The organism is Janthinobacterium pasteuri, assembly GCF_051380775.1.
Classification (GTDB): domain Bacteria; phylum Pseudomonadota; class Gammaproteobacteria; order Burkholderiales; family Burkholderiaceae_D; genus Janthinobacterium.
The window spans coordinates 136,170-150,695 of record NZ_JBNYXS010000001.1 but is presented as its reverse complement, the minus strand read 5'-3'; the positions used below and the strand labels follow the sequence as shown (position 1 = coordinate 150,695).

Genomic DNA, 14,526 nt, shown 5'->3' with positions numbered 1-14,526 from the left:
GGTGGGCAGGGTGTCAGGCGCTATTGCAGTAGAACAGAAGGAAAATGAATGAGAGTTTTGCTGTTAAGTTTTTATTACACGCCTGATCTGTGTCCAGGTTCGTTTCGCGCCGCGTCCCTGGCCGACGCCCTGCTGGCAACCTTGCCGGCAGGCTCCCATGTCGATGTAATCACCACCATGCCCAATCGTTACAGCAAATTTTCGGCTGTGGCACCGGAAGTTGAGGAGCACGCTGGCTTGACGATTCGACGTATTGCTTTGCCTGCGCATCAAAGTGGTATGGTCGATCAGTCGAAGGCGTTCCTTGCCTTTGCTCGCAGCGCAATTAAGCTGGCTAAATCAGCCGAATACGATCTGGTCTGCGCAACTTCTTCGCGCCTGATGACTGCCGTACTGGGCGCGTGGATTGCGAGGAGCCGTTGCACTGGACTGTATCTTGACATCCGCGACATCTTTGTCGACACGATCAAGGACGTATTGCCCAAATATATGGCCACGATCTTCAAGCCGGTATTTTCCTTATTGGAAAGATGGACAATTCGCCGAGCCGACAAGGTCAACCTCATTTCTGCGGGATTTGCTGACTATTTCTCAAGCCGCTATCCAGATCAGAAATTTTCGTATTTCACCAATGGGATTGACGACGAGTTCCTGTATATCGGAGCGGCCGACAGGCCCGCTTCTGCCCCGGCGGAGTCACTTATTTCGATCGTCTACGCTGGAAATGTCGGTGAAGGACAAGGTTTGCATCTGATTCTTCCTGCGCTGGCCAGGCGTTTGTGTGGACGTGCACGATTTACCGTGATCGGCGATGGCGGGCGGCGTGTGGCGCTGGAAAATGCGCTGAAGGAGGCTGGTAGCGACAATGTCGCTTTCCTGCCACCGATGAAGCGACATGAATTGATCGCGGCATACCAGGCTGCGGATGTGCTGTTTGTGCATTTGAATGATTATGATGCATTCAAGAAAGTGCTACCCTCGAAATTATTCGAGTATGGGGCCAGCGGGAAACCGATACTGGCGGGAGTAGATGGCTATGCGGCGAAATTTGTCGCTGAGGAAATACCGAATGCGGCGGTCTTTTATCCCTGCGATGCAGACGCTGCAGTCAACGCTTTCGACCGTCTTTCGATCAAAGACACGCGCCGTGAGCAATTCGTGGCCAAGTTTTCCCGCGTCAACATAGCCAAGGAAATGGCCCGCGATATCATCGCTTCCTGCCGGCAGCCTTGAATCATTCTGGAGCTTGTAATGCGGAGCCGCTTCCTGCCCCGCGCACGGTACGCCCGGAGGCTTACTTGCCGCTCTTGCCGTAGCAATGCGGGCAAGACACTTCATACACATATTCCGGCGCCAGTTGCTGGCGCGGCGTGACGACGGCGCGGCACACAAAACACTGCACGGTTTCCGTCGGTTCCAGTTTCGGGTTCAGGGCCGTGCGGTAGTCGAAGACGAAGCAGTCGCCCGTGTAGTGCTCGCCGCCCACTTCCTCGAAATATTTCAAGATGCCGCCGTCGAGCTGGTACACGCTGTCGTAGCCGATTTCCTTCATGTGGATGGCGGCCTTTTCGCAGCGGATGCCGCCCGTGCAGAAGGTGACGACGGTCTTGCCTTCCAGTTCGTCCTTGTGCGCGGCGGCCACGGCCGGAAATTCCGTAAACTTGTCGATACGATAATCAAGCGTGTTGTTGAACGTACCCACGTCCACTTCAAAGGCATTGCGGGTTTCCATCATGACCACGGGTTTTCCCGCATCATCGACGCCGGCATCGAGCCAGCGCTTGAGCGTATGCGCGTCGACGGATGGCGCGCGGCCCAGTTCCGGTTTGATCAACGGCATGCGCATGGTGATGATTTCTTTTTTCAGCTTGACCAGCATGCGCTTGTGCGATTGCTCATTCGATAAGCTTTCTTTCCACTCCAGATCGGCCAGGCGCTCGTCGCTGCGCACCCAGGCGAGGAAGGTATCGATATGCTCGCGCGTGCCGGACAGGAACATATTGATGCCTTCCGGCGTCAGCAGGATCGTGCCCTTCAGTTCCAGCGCCAGGCATTGCTCCTGATACAAGGGGCGCATGGCTTCCGTATCGGCTAGCGTAATGAATTTATACGCGGCGATGTTGACAAACGTGGCGGCCAGCGGGCTGACGGCGGCGGAAATGGCGGGTGTTGCTGGGGTGATGGCTTGCATGATGGCGATCGGCTTAGACTGAACAGCCGATATTATAAGCCCGACGGGCCAGCCAGGATACCCGGTGCGCACCCGCGACGCGGTAGAATAGACCCCATTGAATTTTGCACGAAACGGTACACAGGATGGAAATGGTAATGCAAGAGGCCGGTGCTCCGGCAGGTTCACCGCAAGCCCCGCAAGGTCCTGCCTTCGTCCACTTGCGCGTGCACTCGGAGTATTCGATCGTCGATGGCCTGGTGCGCATCGACGACGTGGTCAAGGCGGCGGCGAAGGACAAGCAGGTGGCGCTGGCCGTCACGGACTTGTCGAACCTGTTTGGCATGGTCAAGTTCTACAAGGAAGCGCGCGGCAAGGGCATCAAGCCCATCGTCGGCGTCGACGTGTGGATCACGAATGACGACAACCGCGAAAAGCCGTCGCGTTTGCTGTTGCTGGCGAAGAACCGCATGGGCTATCTGCAACTGTGCGAGCTGCTGTCGATGGCCTGGCTGACCAACCAGTACAAGGGACGCGCCGAGCTGCGCATCGAGTGGTTGCAGGCGCTGGCGACGAATACCTATGATCTGTACCCGGGCGAAAGCGGGGCGAATGGCTTGATCGTCCTGTCCGGCGCGCATTTCGGCGATGTTGGCATCGCTATCGAGAATGGCAACCTGGCCCTGGCCGAACGCAACGCGCAGCGCTGGGCCGAGATTTTCCCCGGGCATTTTTATGTCGAAATCCAGCGCGGCGGCCAGGCCAATCAGGAAGCGCAGGTACGCCATGCGGTGGCCCTGGCGGCCAAGCTGGGTTTGCCTGTTGTTGCCACGCATCCCGTGCAATTCATTTCCCCTGAGGAATTTATTGCCCACGAAGCCCGCACCTGTATCGCCGAAGGCGAAATGCTGGCCAACGCCAAGCGGGTGAAACGTTTCAATGACAGCCAGCGCTTCCTGTCGCAGGCAGACATGGCGGCACTGTTCGCCGACTTGCCCGCCGCGCTGGCCAATTCCGTGGAAATCGCCAAGCGCTGTAATTTGACGTTAGTCCTGGGCAAGCCGCAACTGCCGAACTTCCCCACGCCGCCCGGCATGACGATCGACCAGTTCCTCGTCGCCGAATCGCAGGCCGGCCTGGAAAAGCGTTTGATCCAGCTGTATCCGGACCCGGAACGGCGCGAAAAGGAGCGTCCGCGCTACGAATCGCGGCTGAAGTTTGAGACAGATACGATTTGCAACATGAAATTTCCCGGCTACTTCCTCATAGTGGCCGAGTTTATCCAGTGGGCCAAGGAAAACGGCGTGCCCGTCGGGCCTGGCCGCGGTTCGGGTGCCGGTTCGCTGGTAGCGTATTCGCTGCTGATTACCGATCTGGACCCATTGCAATACAACCTGCTGTTCGAGCGTTTTCTGAATCCCGAACGCGTCTCGATGCCCGACTTCGATATTGACTTTTGCCAGGAAGGGCGCGACCGCGTCATTCAGCACGTCAAGGATCTGTATGGCAAGGAGGCGGTCTCGCAGATCGCCACCTTCGGTACCATGGCGGCCAAGGGCGCGATCCGCGACGTGGGCCGTGTGATGGACTTCGGCTACAACTTCTGCGACGGTATTTCCAAGCTGATCCCGTTCAAGCCGGGCAAACCCGTGTCGATCGCCGACGCCATCGAGGAAGAGCCGTTGCTCAAGGAGCGCCTGGAAAACGAGGAAGAGGTCAAGCAGCTGCTGGATCTGGCGCAACAGGTCGAAGGCATCACGCGCAATATCGGCATGCACGCGGGGGGCGTGCTGATCGCCCCGGGCAAGCTGACGGATTTCTGCCCGCTGTACACGCAGGGCGGCGACTCGGGCGTCGTCTCGCAGTACGACAAGGATGACGTGGAAGCTGTCGGCCTGGTGAAGTTCGACTTTTTGGGCTTGACCACGCTGACGATTCTCGACCGCGCCGTGCGCTACATCAAGCAGCTCGATCCCGCGCAGGCGAATTTTGACCTGGCCACCTTGCCGCTGAACGACAAGCCGTCCTACGACCTGTTGACCAAGGCCAAGACCGTGGCCGTGTTCCAGCTTGAGTCGCGCGGCATGCAGGGCATGCTGAAAGACGCGCGTCCCGACCGTTTCGAAGACATTATCGCGCTCGTGGCCCTGTACCGTCCGGGCCCGATGGACCTGATTCCCGACTTTTGCAAGCGCAAGCACGGTGAACGTTTCGATTATCCCGATCCGCGCACGGAATCGATTCTGTCCGAAACCTACGGCATCATGGTGTATCAGGAGCAGGTGATGCAGATGGCGCAGATCGTCGGCGGCTACTCGCTGGGCGGCGCCGACATGCTGCGCCGCGCCATGGGTAAAAAGAAGGCCGAAGAAATGGCCGAGCACCGCGAGATCTTCCGCGCGGGGGCGGCGAAAGACGGCTTGACGGCGGAAAAGGCCGACGAGATCTTCGACTTGATGGAAAAGTTCGCCGGTTACGGTTTCAATAAATCGCACGCCGCCGCCTACGCCTTGCTGTCGTACCACACGGCGTATTTGAAAGCGCACCACACGGCCGCCTTCATGGCTGCCAACTTGTCGCTGGCCATGGACGACACGGACAAGATCAAGATCCTGGTGGAAGACTCGCTGGAAATCTGCAAGCTGACCTTGTTGCCGCCGGATATCAACGAATCCGATTACCGCTTCACGCCGAGCGGCGCAGCGCCGTCCGTGAGCGGCAAGAAAGTCACGCAGATCCGCTATGGCCTGGGCGCCGTCAAGGGCTCGGGCCAGAACGCCATCGAAGCGATCATTGCCGCGCGCGAAGCCGGTGGACCCTTCACCAGCCTGTTCGACTTCTGCAAGCGCGTGGATAAAAAGCAAATCAACCGCCGCACCATCGAGTCCCTGATACGCAGCGGTGCCTTCGACTGCCTGAAGGTCGACCGCGCCATCCTGCTCGCGTCCGTGGCGTTCGCCATGGAATGCGCGGACCAGGCCGCCAAGGCGGCCAACCAGGTGAGCCTGTTCGGTGGCGACGACAGCGACATGGTGGCGCCGCCCGAGTACGTCAAGGTGCCCGTGTGGACCGATAAGCAGCGCCTGACGGAAGAAAAGATTGCGCTGGGCTTCTATCTGTCCGGCCATTTGTTCGATTCGTATGCGCCCGAGGCGCGCCGTTTCGCGCGCACAAAATTGTCTGAATTGTCGCCGTCGCGCGAACCGCGCATGATGGCCGGCGTTATCACGGGTTTGCGCACGCAGATGACGCAGCGCGGCAAGATCCTCATCGTCACCCTGGACGACAAGAGCGGTACGGTGGAAGTGACGGTGTATGGCGAACTGTTCGACGCCAACCGGAAAATCTTCAAGGAAGATGAATTCCTCGCCGTCGTGGGCAAGGTGTCGGAAGACCGTTTTTCGGGCGGCTTGCGCATCACGGCCGAGAGCGCCTTCGACATCATCGCCGCGCGCGTGCAGTATGGCCGCCAGCTGGGCCTGACCTTGCCGGCCACCCTGGACGCCAAGCGCATCCGTGACGTGATCATGCCGCACCGGGCCGAGACGGGCTTGCCGATCGCTGCGCGGGTCAGCCCGCAAGGCGTCAGTTGCGTGCTGCAGTTTGGGGACGAGTGGAAAGTGGCACCATCGGATGAATTGCAGATGGCACTGGAGCAAATGCTGGGTGCGCAAGAGGTGGCAGTCGAATACTGACCGGTACTGCCCGGCGCATACAACAAAGCCAAACCGCAGACATGCTGGTTTGGCTTTTTTCGTTTACATGTCTTTCAGGCCCGTGATCGCGTAACCCTTGGCGGCGATCTGCTGGTGCGGCTGTTCGATATGGTAGTCGGGCAAGATCTCGGCATCGTCGGCCACTTCGCTGGCGCGTACTTCGAGTTGCCAGTCGGTATTGGTCACTTCTTCAGGAATGAGCTTTCCTTCCGGCACGGCGAGGTAGGAAAAAATGCCGTCGTGCTCGGCCCGGCGGTAGATGTCTACGCGCATGAATGCCTCCTAGTAAACGTTGGGGGAACCGGCGCACCGCAGTGCATACCGATAGCGCTAGCGTAACAGGATTGTGCCGCGCATGGGTTGTAGCGTGTGGCGCAAGAGGGAAGGCGGTGTGGCAAGTGACGGCGAGCAACGACGCGGGGGTGGGGCGTCTTGCGGTGGTCGGGATTGCTCAGGCGGTTGCGGATATGTAGTCGTCGTCGTCGTCGTCGAGGCCGGCTGATTGTCGTACATCGTTGGCGGCTGCCGCAGCGCTTGTCGTGGCGACCTGCACCGTGCTGCGATGGGCGTCGAGACCGCTACGCAGGCTGGCGATCATGGCCAGTGTCAGTTCGTGGCGTTTGCGTGCTTCCGAGCGCTTTTTCGATGGAATGTCTTCCAGTGCCGGCAAGGGCAGATTTTCGCAGGCCAACTCAAAATCACCATCCTGGCGCGCTTGCGCTCCCAGTTCTTGCCATAACGCATTGTAGTCTGCGAACAAACGGCCTTTCTTGGCGGAGTGGTGCACGGCGCGGTTGATATTGCCGACAAGTAGCATCTTGCGGCAGCCGTGTTCGTGTCCCAACTGCCGTATCAGGCGCACCATCAGCGTCTTGGGACGCATGCCGTGCAGGTCGCGCGTTGCTTCACGCACGCGGTGTGCGCTATCCTGGCCCTTCGGGCCTTGCACGCAGCCAACGCTCACGCCCAGGGTGGCGCGCAGGGGGCAACCGAAGAAAGAGAAGGCGATCGAATAGAGTACATCGTCGTCATGCATCAGTTGCAGCACCATCTCGCCTTCGCGATCCATGGGGTGCAGCGAACACAGTTGCAGATGGTAGGGCGTGCCCGATTTTCCCTGCACCGTGCCGAGGCGCACGGGGCCGCGGGCCGCTTGGCTCATCAGCTTGCCCCAGCCTTGCTGCAAGATGAAGTGGTAGTGCTCGATCAGCAATTCCACGCGCTGGCGGCAATTCAGCGTAAGGGTTACATACGGCCGATAGACCTTGTGGATCATGTGCGGATAGGCTTGTACCAGATCATGAAAGACCGGATGCGAGTTCAGCAGTTGTAGCCATAGCCGGGTTTGGCGCTGTTGCACGCGGGCGCGCAGATGCAGCTTGAACATTTCGCGCCATCGGCGCATGCCGTTCGGCATCGCCATCAAGCCGTCAGACAGGGTAATAGTTGGCATCATCGTGCGCATGTCCATGATAAAGAGAGAACGTCCAAGCCGTATTGGCTCAGACGGGTACCGGGCTGCTGACGCCCTCGTGGTTTGCCAGCAAGATGGTGGTGCTGCGGGTGCCGCGCGCCAGTCTGGCGGCCAGTCCGCCCGAAAAATGGCGGGGCCAGCTGCTGTGCCTGTGCGCGGGCAAGATAACTTCGTGGCAACCCAGCAGTTCAGCCGTGTCGAGTATCGTGAAAAGCAGCTCGCCGGCAAAAATATGGGTGCTGAAGGCGAGATGAGAACGGCTCAGGTAAAGTCCCGCCTCGTGCATCATCTGCTGCGTAGCCAGGTCCAGCGCATGCCAGTCGCTGGCGCTGTGCCGGGGCAAGCCATCGGCCTGGTACGGCAGCGCCGGCGTCACGTGCAGCAGGCTGACGCGAACCTTGATGCCCCATTCCTGCAAGCGCCTGGCGTAGCGCGCACCGTAGATGATGTCGCTGGCGCGTTTGACGGGCAAGAGCAGCAGCAGGGTATCCTGGCTCGGCTTGCCGCCCGCACCTTCGCCCTCGGCGCTATCCTGGGCGCGCTGGGGTTGCGGGGCAAGGCGCGATGCATGCATGTAAGCGATGGTCTAGTCAGAAAACCATGTCATCTTATCCATGCCATCCCGCCCTGTAAATTGGCGAAACAGCGTACGGCTTCCCCTTATGTCACCCCTGTTTTAATAGCGGTAGGTGACATACACGGCGCCGATCGGGGATGTCTTGCGCTGCACGATGGGGCTCTTGGCTGCGTCGCCCATGCGGTGCTCGACGCCGACCAGGGTATTCATACCCCAGCGTGCATCGAATCGGTGCTCCCAGTTGACGGTGGCCTGCGCTTCATAGAAACCGCCCTTGGGCGTGTATTGTTTGAACGAAGTATTCGCGGCCTGGGTGGCCGTCACGCCATACATGGCCTGCACGTACTTGCGTTCGCCCCAGCCCAGCTGGCCGCCGATGCTCACGCTGTCTTGCTGCATTCCCTTGGCATCGGCGCGGCCGTAGATCTGGCCTGTCGCGCCGAAATGCACCTTCGCGCCATTTTCGCGATTCGACAGGGGAATGTCGCTCGACACGCTCAGCGACAGGCCCGGCAATGGAGAATAACCCGCGCTCAGCAGGGCGCTGGCGTTGCCCTTGACTTCACCCATGCCCTTCAGGTAATCGCTGCCGCCAAAACCGTTGGCACCCGTGCGCTTGTGGTCTTCGCGATTGCCGCGGTAGCCCAGTGCGGCGCTATAGCTGAGTGGGCCAGCCTGGCCGCCATAGCCGATACCGCGCGACGTGCTGATGAACAGGCCATTGGCCATGGCGTAATCGAGGATGATCAGCGGCGAGGCCGACAGCTTGTCGGCACCGGAATAGCTGGACACGGCGGCGACACCGCCGCCTATGGTGAAGACATTTTCCGCTGGCGGTTCGGCTGCTGCAGCGGCCAGCGGGTTGAGGATCATGCCGCTGGCGAGTGCCAGCGAGGTCAGCAGGGTTGTGGGTGCGTGCATAGAGTGTTCCGTCAGGTGGAGAACCGAGTCCGGAGTGGCTCGATTGACTGCGGCTAGTATCGGCTTGTGCCATGAAGGAAAAATGAGCCTTTTATTAAGATTGCATGAAGAGCGCGTCTTTACCCATTCTTCAGCTTGTGATGGTTTAATACTCACCATGAAGATACTGCTGATTGAAGACGATATGGACCTGGGCAATGGCGTGCGGATCGCCTTGCGCGACCAGGGCATGCAAGTGGTCTGGGTGCGCAGCCTGGAGGATGCGGCGCGCAGCATCGAGCACGACAGTTGCGAGCTGGTGCTGCTGGACCTGGGCTTGCCGGACGGCGATGGCCTCGATTTGCTGGCGCGGCTGCGCGCGGCCCGCTTGCCGGTGCTGATCCTCAGTGCCCGCGACACGCTGGAACAGCGCTTGCGGGGCCTGGACGGCGGCGCCGACGATTACCTGGTGAAGCCCTTCGTGCTGGCCGAGCTGCTGTCGCGCGTGCGTGCCCTGGCGCGCCGCAGCTATGGCTTCGATGGCGATACCATCGAGTTGCGCGGCCTGCTGCTGCAGGTGCCCACGCGCCGTGTCAGCGTGCACGGCCGTCCGGTGGAGCTCACCGCCAGTGAATATGCCTTGCTGAAGACCTTGCTGATGCGCGCCAACCGCGTCATCACGCGCCGCGTGCTGGAGGAACATATCCTGCCCGGCGGGTTGGCCAATGCCAGCAATACCCTGGATGTGCATATGGGGAACCTGCGCCGCAAGATAGGCGAAGGCTATATCCGTACCGTGCGCGGCGTTGGCTATGTCATCGACCAGCAAGGCGAAACATCCACCGCGCCGGGTGCCGGCGCATGATGGGGCGTTTCTGGACCATGCTGCGCCGGCCTACCCTGGTGCGCCGCCTGATGCTGGCACAAATGCTGATGCTGACCGTGCTGTGGAGCCTGGCGGTCGCGTATGTGCTGATCGAGGGCACGGGCGAAGCGAGCAATGTGGGCCGTGGCGTCTTGCACGCCATTATCAGCGTGGCCGATAACCTGGCCGAGCAGCCACAGCGACAGGAGCAAAGCTTGCGCGCGATCGACGAAGCCTTGCGCGAAGAGTTTGAAATGGGGAAAGTGCCGGAGCTGGCGCCACGCATCCTGGTCTGGCGCGAGGGCACGCTGGTCTACAAGTCTCCCGCAGCGCCCAGCGGTATCCGCAGCGCTGGCCCCGAGCAGATGGAAGTGATCTATATCAAGGGACAGGCCTGGCGCAGCCGCAGCCTGACCGAGGGGTCCACGCGCGTGACGGTGCTGGAAGTGGGCGGCCCCTGGCAGTTTTTCATCACGATCAATTCACATGGCTATTACCTGCTGCCGCTGCTGATCAGCCTGCCGTTCTTGCTGGTGCCGGCCTGGCTGTCGATCCGCCTTGCGATGCGTCCGTGGCGCAAGGTGGCGCAGGAGGTCGCGGCGCGCGGGCCGCAGGATTTGCGTCCGCTGGCGTTCAAGCCGCCGCATGGCGAACTGGCGGGACTGGTCGACAATATCAACGCCCTGCTGCAGCGAGTCGATGCCAGTGCCGCGCGTGAACGCAGCTTCATCGCCGACGCCACGCATGAGCTGCGCACGCCGCTGGCGGCCATGCGCGTGAATGTCGAGGCCTTGCAGGGGCAGGCGCATGACGCACGCCAGCAAGAGCTGCTGGACGGTATCTTGAACAGTGGCAACCGTGCCGCGCGCCTGGTGGGCCAACTGCTGCAGCTGACACGCAGCGAAGTGCAGGCCGGTGCTGGCGAGCTGCCGCGGCGCCAGGCGCTCGATACCTTGCTGCAAGACCGGCTGGCGGCCCTGTCCGGCCTGGCCCAGGCGGGCGATATCGAGCTCGAGTTGCAAGCCAGCGTCTCGCTTAGCGTGCCCGGGCAGCGCGAGAGCCTGGTGTCGCTGATCGACAACCTGGTGGAAAACGCCATCAAGTACAGCCCGCGCGGCAGCAGCGTGACGGTGTCGCTGCATGCGGAGCGGGGCCAGGCCGTGTTGCATGTGGCCGATCAGGGACCGGGCATCGCGCCGGCGCTGTATGCGCGCGTGTTCGACCGCTTTTTCCGCGCGCCGCAGCAGGCGCAGCCGGGCAGTGGCCTGGGTTTGTCCATCGTCGCTTCCGTCGTGCGCCAGCATGGCGGCACGATTCAGTTGCACAGCGGCAACGGCGGCCTGGGCTTGCTGGTGGAGGTGCGCTTGCCGTTGGCCGAGGCCTGACTGCGCAGGTGTGGTTTGCGATATTGCATGGAAATTATTTCATGTGCATATAACGCAAGATAGCATGGCGTGGCGCACGCTTGCGATGCATAATGCGGTACAGTTAAAAAACACCGTTATGCGCCAACTCCTGTCCCGCTACCTGCCGTATCCCGCCTTTGTCTGCCTGTATCTGCTGTTTGACTGGGCGACCTATATCGACCCGATGTACGGGCTGAACATCACCCCCTGGAATCCCGATCCCGCGCTGGGCCTGGTATTTTGGTTGATCCACGGCCGCAAGGCGGCGCTGCCGTGGTTCATCGCCTTGCTGGCTGGCGAGGTGCTGGTGCGCGGCATGCCGGCAGGTTTGCCCCTGACCTTGCTCTGTTCGGCCTGGCTGGTGCTCGGTTATGGTGCTATCGGCGCAGTCTTGCGTCGCAGTTTCAGCAGCAGCGATATCTTCGATAACCGGCGTCGCCTGGGCACCTGGGTCGCCGTCGTGCTGTTGGGCACCGTGCTCAATGCGCTCGGCTATATTTCTTTGCTGTCGCTGACGGGTCGCATCCCGGCCGGCGAATGGGGGACGGCAGTATGGCGTTTCGGCATCGGTGACACGGTAGGCATGCTGGTGTCGATGCCGCTGATCTGGGTGCTGTTCAGCGAGCGTGGGCGGGAGCGCCTGCGTGCTGCCGTCTGGCGCTGGGAAACCCTGGCGTATCTGGTCCTGGCCAGCTTCGTGCTGTGGAGCCTCTTCGGCTCTATCGTGCGTTCCGAATACAAACATTTCTATTTCCTGTTTCTCCCCGTGATCTGGGCCGCCTCGCGCCAGGGTTTGCATGGTGCCATGCTGGCCGTGTTTGTATTGCAGTTGTGCATCATTGCCCTGGTGAAATGGACGCATGCGGTCGATATCCAGTTTTATGAATTGCAACTACTCGATGCCGTGCTGGCGTTGGTGGGATTTTTTATCGGCATCGTCGTCGATGAAATGCGCCAGGTGACCGACGAACTGAAGCACACGATGCGCCTGGCGGCCGCCGGCGAGATGGCGGCCGCGCTTGCCCATGAGCTGAACCAGCCGCTGACAGCCTTGTCGACCTATGGCAAGGCGTGTCAATACCTGCTGGAACGGGGAGAGACGGGGGCTTTGCTACAGTGCGCAGTGGGGCATATGATCGTCGAATCGGGACGCGCCGCGGATGTGGTGCGGCGCTTGCGCGACTTTTTCCGCACGGGCGCGATGCAGCTCGAAGCGGTGGAAGCGAGCGCCTTGATCGAAGGCATGGCACGCCAGTTCACGCCGCTGTTCCACGAGCATGGTATCGAGCTGGTGCTGACGCCACCGTCGCCGCTGGCCGTCAACGCCGATCGCCTGCAAATCGAGCTGGTACTGCGTAACTTGCTGGCCAATGCGCAGGATGCGGTGATGGGCCAGCCGCGTGGCCAGCGCCGCATCACGCTGTCGGCCGAGCGGCTCGAGGGCGGGCGGCTGCGCCTGTCCGTGGAAGATAGCGGCCCCGGCATTTCCAATAGCCTGGCGGCACGCCTGTTCGAACCGTTTGTCTCGACCAAGGCCAGCGGCCTGGGGCTGGGGCTGGTGCTCAGCCGCAGCATAGTCGAAGCGCATGGCGGCCAGCTATGGGCCGAAGTGGGCAGGCATGGTATTTTTCGTTTTATCCTGCCCCTGGCGCGCGCCAGTGCGGCCGCTACAGGAGAGCATGGTGACAAGTAATTTGACGGTGTTTATCGTGGACGACGATCCCGCCGTGCGCGATGCGCTGGGTTTGCTGTTGGGCATACGCGGCTATCGCACGGCCCTGTTTTCCTGCGGTGAGGATTTCCTGCACAGCTGGCGGCCCGAGTGGGCCGGCTGTCTGCTGATCGATATCCGCATGTCGGGCATGGATGGCCTGAGCCTGCAGCGCCGCTTGCTCGAGCTTGAGTGCATGTTGCCCGTCATTATTATCACGGGGCACGGCGATGTCGCTCTGGCACGCCAGGCGTTCAAGGCACAGGCCAGCGATTTCCTGGAAAAACCATTTGACCACGACAAGTTGCTGGCGGCCATCGATGAAGCGTTTTCGCGCGAGGCGCATGCGCGCGGCCAGTTGCTGCGCCAGGTGGAGGGGCAAGTCTTGCTGCGCGCCTTGACGCCGCGCGAGCGGGAAGTGATGCATCTGGTGGTGACGGGCCAGCACAACCGCGATATCGCACCGCTGCTGGGTATTTCCGTGCGCACGGTGGAAGTGCATAAGGCGCGTCTGATGGACAAGCTTGGGGTCGATAATGTGGCCGACCTGGTGCGCATCAGCATGCTGGGCACCGGCTAACCGTTAACGATTCTCTAGACGATGGTTTTCAATACCTGATCGACTGAAATCGCCTTGACCCAGTCGCTGCGCCGCGCCACCGTGATGACGGTGCTGTTGGCGCTGTCGAACGGGGCCCATTCGGGATTTTTCTTGCGCATCAATGCAAGCACGGGCACATGCACGGCGTTCGCCAGGTGCATGATCGACGTTTCCACCGAGATAATCAGGTCGCATTGCGCCAGCATGGCCGGCAGCTGGAAAAAGTTGTCGATGGCACTGAAGGCCTGCGTGCGCGGCAAGTTGTGCGCCTGCACCACGGCATTCACTTTGGCCAGTTCCTGCGGCATGGCATTGATCAGGAAGCAGGCGTTCTGCCATTCGGGCATCGTCTGCATGCGTGCAATCAGCTCGGCAATTCGCTCCAGCGGCCAGCTGCGCTTGTGCGATTTGGCAAACGGGTTCAGAAGTACGAGCGGACCCTGGCGCGGGGCAAAGCCCCAGGCGCTCAGCTGTTCCTGCGCCTGTTGCAACGCGAGCTCGGGAATGTGCACGAAGGGATAGCGTTCTGCCACGGGAATATTGAGTCCCGTCAATTGATGGAACCAGTCTGCATACACGCTGCTGATATGGTGCTCGCCCGCATCCTGACCCGCATACGACGCCAGTACGGCATCGATCTTGCGGTAGGCCAGGTAATGCCAGGGGCGTAAGGGGCTGAATGGCTTGCGCGTACCGATCACCAGCCCGTTCGGGCTGATCGCGCGGGCAAGGTCGGCGTACTGCTGTGGCCGTACATGGGCCAGTGACACGACGACAGGATAGTGTTCCGCTTTGGCTTCGCGCAGTGACTCTTCGTACAGCACCGGGCTGTAAGTCTTGCGGTACACCTTGGCGAACAGGCCCGACTCCTCTACCCAGTCGTACAGCGAATAGGTGCGCAAGCCTTCCCATTGCCTGGCGTCGGACGTGCGCCGCACCTCATCGACCCACAGGTGGATCTGGATGTGGGGATAGGCCGCGGCAAAAGCGCGGAAACCGTTTTGCAGGTAGGTAAAGTCTCCCAGCGCCAGATGGGCGATGAACAGAATTTTGTCCGACTTTTGTAGAAGTTCGGCGGGAATCAAAGGCGTCATGTATCAGTACGA

The 14,526-nt window shown here is 60.9% G+C and carries 12 protein-coding genes; 6 read left to right on the top strand and 6 right to left on the bottom strand.

Annotated features, from left to right (window positions below):
- The first annotated feature begins 48 nt into the window (after positions 1-48).
- Positions 49-1,233, top strand: a complete 1,185-nt coding sequence (locus tag ACQ4WN_RS00620; protein ID WP_436549804.1) for a glycosyltransferase family 4 protein — start codon at positions 49-51, stop codon at positions 1,231-1,233.
- A 61-nt stretch (positions 1,234-1,294) separates the two neighbouring features.
- On the opposite strand, the gene ACQ4WN_RS00615 is transcribed toward ACQ4WN_RS00620, so the two are convergent.
- Positions 1,295-2,191, bottom strand: a complete 897-nt coding sequence (locus ACQ4WN_RS00615; protein ID WP_436549803.1) for a sulfurtransferase — start codon at positions 2,189-2,191, stop codon at positions 1,295-1,297.
- Between the two features lie 125 nt (positions 2,192-2,316).
- Between ACQ4WN_RS00615 and dnaE the strand changes: the two genes are divergently transcribed.
- Positions 2,317-5,865 (top strand): DNA polymerase III subunit alpha, encoded by a 3,549-nt coding sequence (dnaE, locus tag ACQ4WN_RS00610; protein ID WP_436549802.1) that lies wholly within the window; start codon positions 2,317-2,319, stop codon positions 5,863-5,865.
- Between the two features lie 63 nt (positions 5,866-5,928).
- On the opposite strand, the gene ACQ4WN_RS00605 is transcribed toward dnaE, so the two are convergent.
- From ACQ4WN_RS00605 to ACQ4WN_RS00590, 4 genes are all read right to left on the bottom strand, one after another.
- Positions 5,929-6,159, bottom strand: a complete 231-nt coding sequence (locus ACQ4WN_RS00605) for a DUF6139 family protein (RefSeq protein ID WP_131685369.1) — start codon at positions 6,157-6,159, stop codon at positions 5,929-5,931.
- A 178-nt stretch (positions 6,160-6,337) separates the two neighbouring features.
- Positions 6,338-7,342 (bottom strand): VirK/YbjX family protein, encoded by a 1,005-nt coding sequence (locus ACQ4WN_RS00600; RefSeq protein WP_436549801.1) that lies wholly within the window; start codon positions 7,340-7,342, stop codon positions 6,338-6,340.
- A 46-nt stretch (positions 7,343-7,388) separates the two neighbouring features.
- Positions 7,389-7,934, bottom strand: a complete 546-nt coding sequence (locus ACQ4WN_RS00595) for a universal stress protein (protein ID WP_436549800.1) — start codon at positions 7,932-7,934, stop codon at positions 7,389-7,391.
- A gap of 102 nt (positions 7,935-8,036) precedes the next feature.
- A complete protein-coding gene (locus tag ACQ4WN_RS00590; protein WP_436549799.1) occupies positions 8,037-8,858 on the bottom strand; it encodes a MipA/OmpV family protein in 822 nt (273 codons plus the stop codon).
- Between the two features lie 157 nt (positions 8,859-9,015).
- On the opposite strand from ACQ4WN_RS00590, the gene ACQ4WN_RS00585 reads away from it, so the two are divergent.
- From ACQ4WN_RS00585 to ACQ4WN_RS00570, 4 genes are all read left to right on the top strand, one after another.
- Positions 9,016-9,702 (top strand): response regulator, encoded by a 687-nt coding sequence (locus ACQ4WN_RS00585; protein WP_436549798.1) that lies wholly within the window; start codon positions 9,016-9,018, stop codon positions 9,700-9,702.
- Positions 9,699-11,087, top strand: coding sequence for an ATP-binding protein (locus ACQ4WN_RS00580; protein ID WP_436549797.1), 1,389 nt, complete (start codon positions 9,699-9,701; stop codon positions 11,085-11,087). The genes ACQ4WN_RS00585 and ACQ4WN_RS00580 overlap by 4 nt, the downstream gene beginning before the upstream one ends.
- A gap of 118 nt (positions 11,088-11,205) precedes the next feature.
- Entirely contained in the window at positions 11,206-12,801 is a 1,596-nt protein-coding gene (locus ACQ4WN_RS00575) for an ATP-binding protein (protein ID WP_436549796.1), read from the top strand.
- Positions 12,788-13,399 carry a response regulator transcription factor gene (locus ACQ4WN_RS00570; RefSeq protein WP_436549795.1) on the top strand — a complete coding sequence of 204 codons (612 nt, stop codon included), beginning with the start codon at positions 12,788-12,790 and terminating at the stop codon, positions 13,397-13,399. The genes ACQ4WN_RS00575 and ACQ4WN_RS00570 overlap by 14 nt, the downstream gene beginning before the upstream one ends.
- 14 nt (positions 13,400-13,413) lie before the next feature.
- On the opposite strand, the gene ACQ4WN_RS00565 is transcribed toward ACQ4WN_RS00570, so the two are convergent.
- On the bottom strand, positions 13,414-14,514 hold the full coding sequence (locus ACQ4WN_RS00565; protein WP_436549794.1) for a glycosyltransferase family 9 protein: 1,101 nt from the start codon (positions 14,512-14,514) through the stop codon (positions 13,414-13,416).
- Between the last annotated feature and the right edge of the window lie 12 nt (positions 14,515-14,526).

Coding starts and splice junctions, on each gene's coding strand:
- ACQ4WN_RS00620 (WP_436549804.1), top strand. CDS start 49: ATGAGAGTTTTGCTGTTAAGTTTTTATTACACGCCTGATCTGTGTCCA.
- ACQ4WN_RS00615 (WP_436549803.1), bottom strand. CDS start 2,191: ATGCAAGCCATCACCCCAGCAACACCCGCCATTTCCGCCGCCGTCAGC.
- dnaE (WP_436549802.1), top strand. CDS start 2,317: ATGGAAATGGTAATGCAAGAGGCCGGTGCTCCGGCAGGTTCACCGCAA.
- ACQ4WN_RS00605 (WP_131685369.1), bottom strand. CDS start 6,159: ATGCGCGTAGACATCTACCGCCGGGCCGAGCACGACGGCATTTTTTCC.
- ACQ4WN_RS00600 (WP_436549801.1), bottom strand. CDS start 7,342: ATGATGCCAACTATTACCCTGTCTGACGGCTTGATGGCGATGCCGAAC.
- ACQ4WN_RS00595 (WP_436549800.1), bottom strand. CDS start 7,934: ATGCATGCATCGCGCCTTGCCCCGCAACCCCAGCGCGCCCAGGATAGC.
- ACQ4WN_RS00590 (WP_436549799.1), bottom strand. CDS start 8,858: ATGCACGCACCCACAACCCTGCTGACCTCGCTGGCACTCGCCAGCGGC.
- ACQ4WN_RS00585 (WP_436549798.1), top strand. CDS start 9,016: ATGAAGATACTGCTGATTGAAGACGATATGGACCTGGGCAATGGCGTG.
- ACQ4WN_RS00580 (WP_436549797.1), top strand. CDS start 9,699: ATGATGGGGCGTTTCTGGACCATGCTGCGCCGGCCTACCCTGGTGCGC.
- ACQ4WN_RS00575 (WP_436549796.1), top strand. CDS start 11,206: ATGCGCCAACTCCTGTCCCGCTACCTGCCGTATCCCGCCTTTGTCTGC.
- ACQ4WN_RS00570 (WP_436549795.1), top strand. CDS start 12,788: ATGGTGACAAGTAATTTGACGGTGTTTATCGTGGACGACGATCCCGCC.
- ACQ4WN_RS00565 (WP_436549794.1), bottom strand. CDS start 14,514: ATGACGCCTTTGATTCCCGCCGAACTTCTACAAAAGTCGGACAAAATT.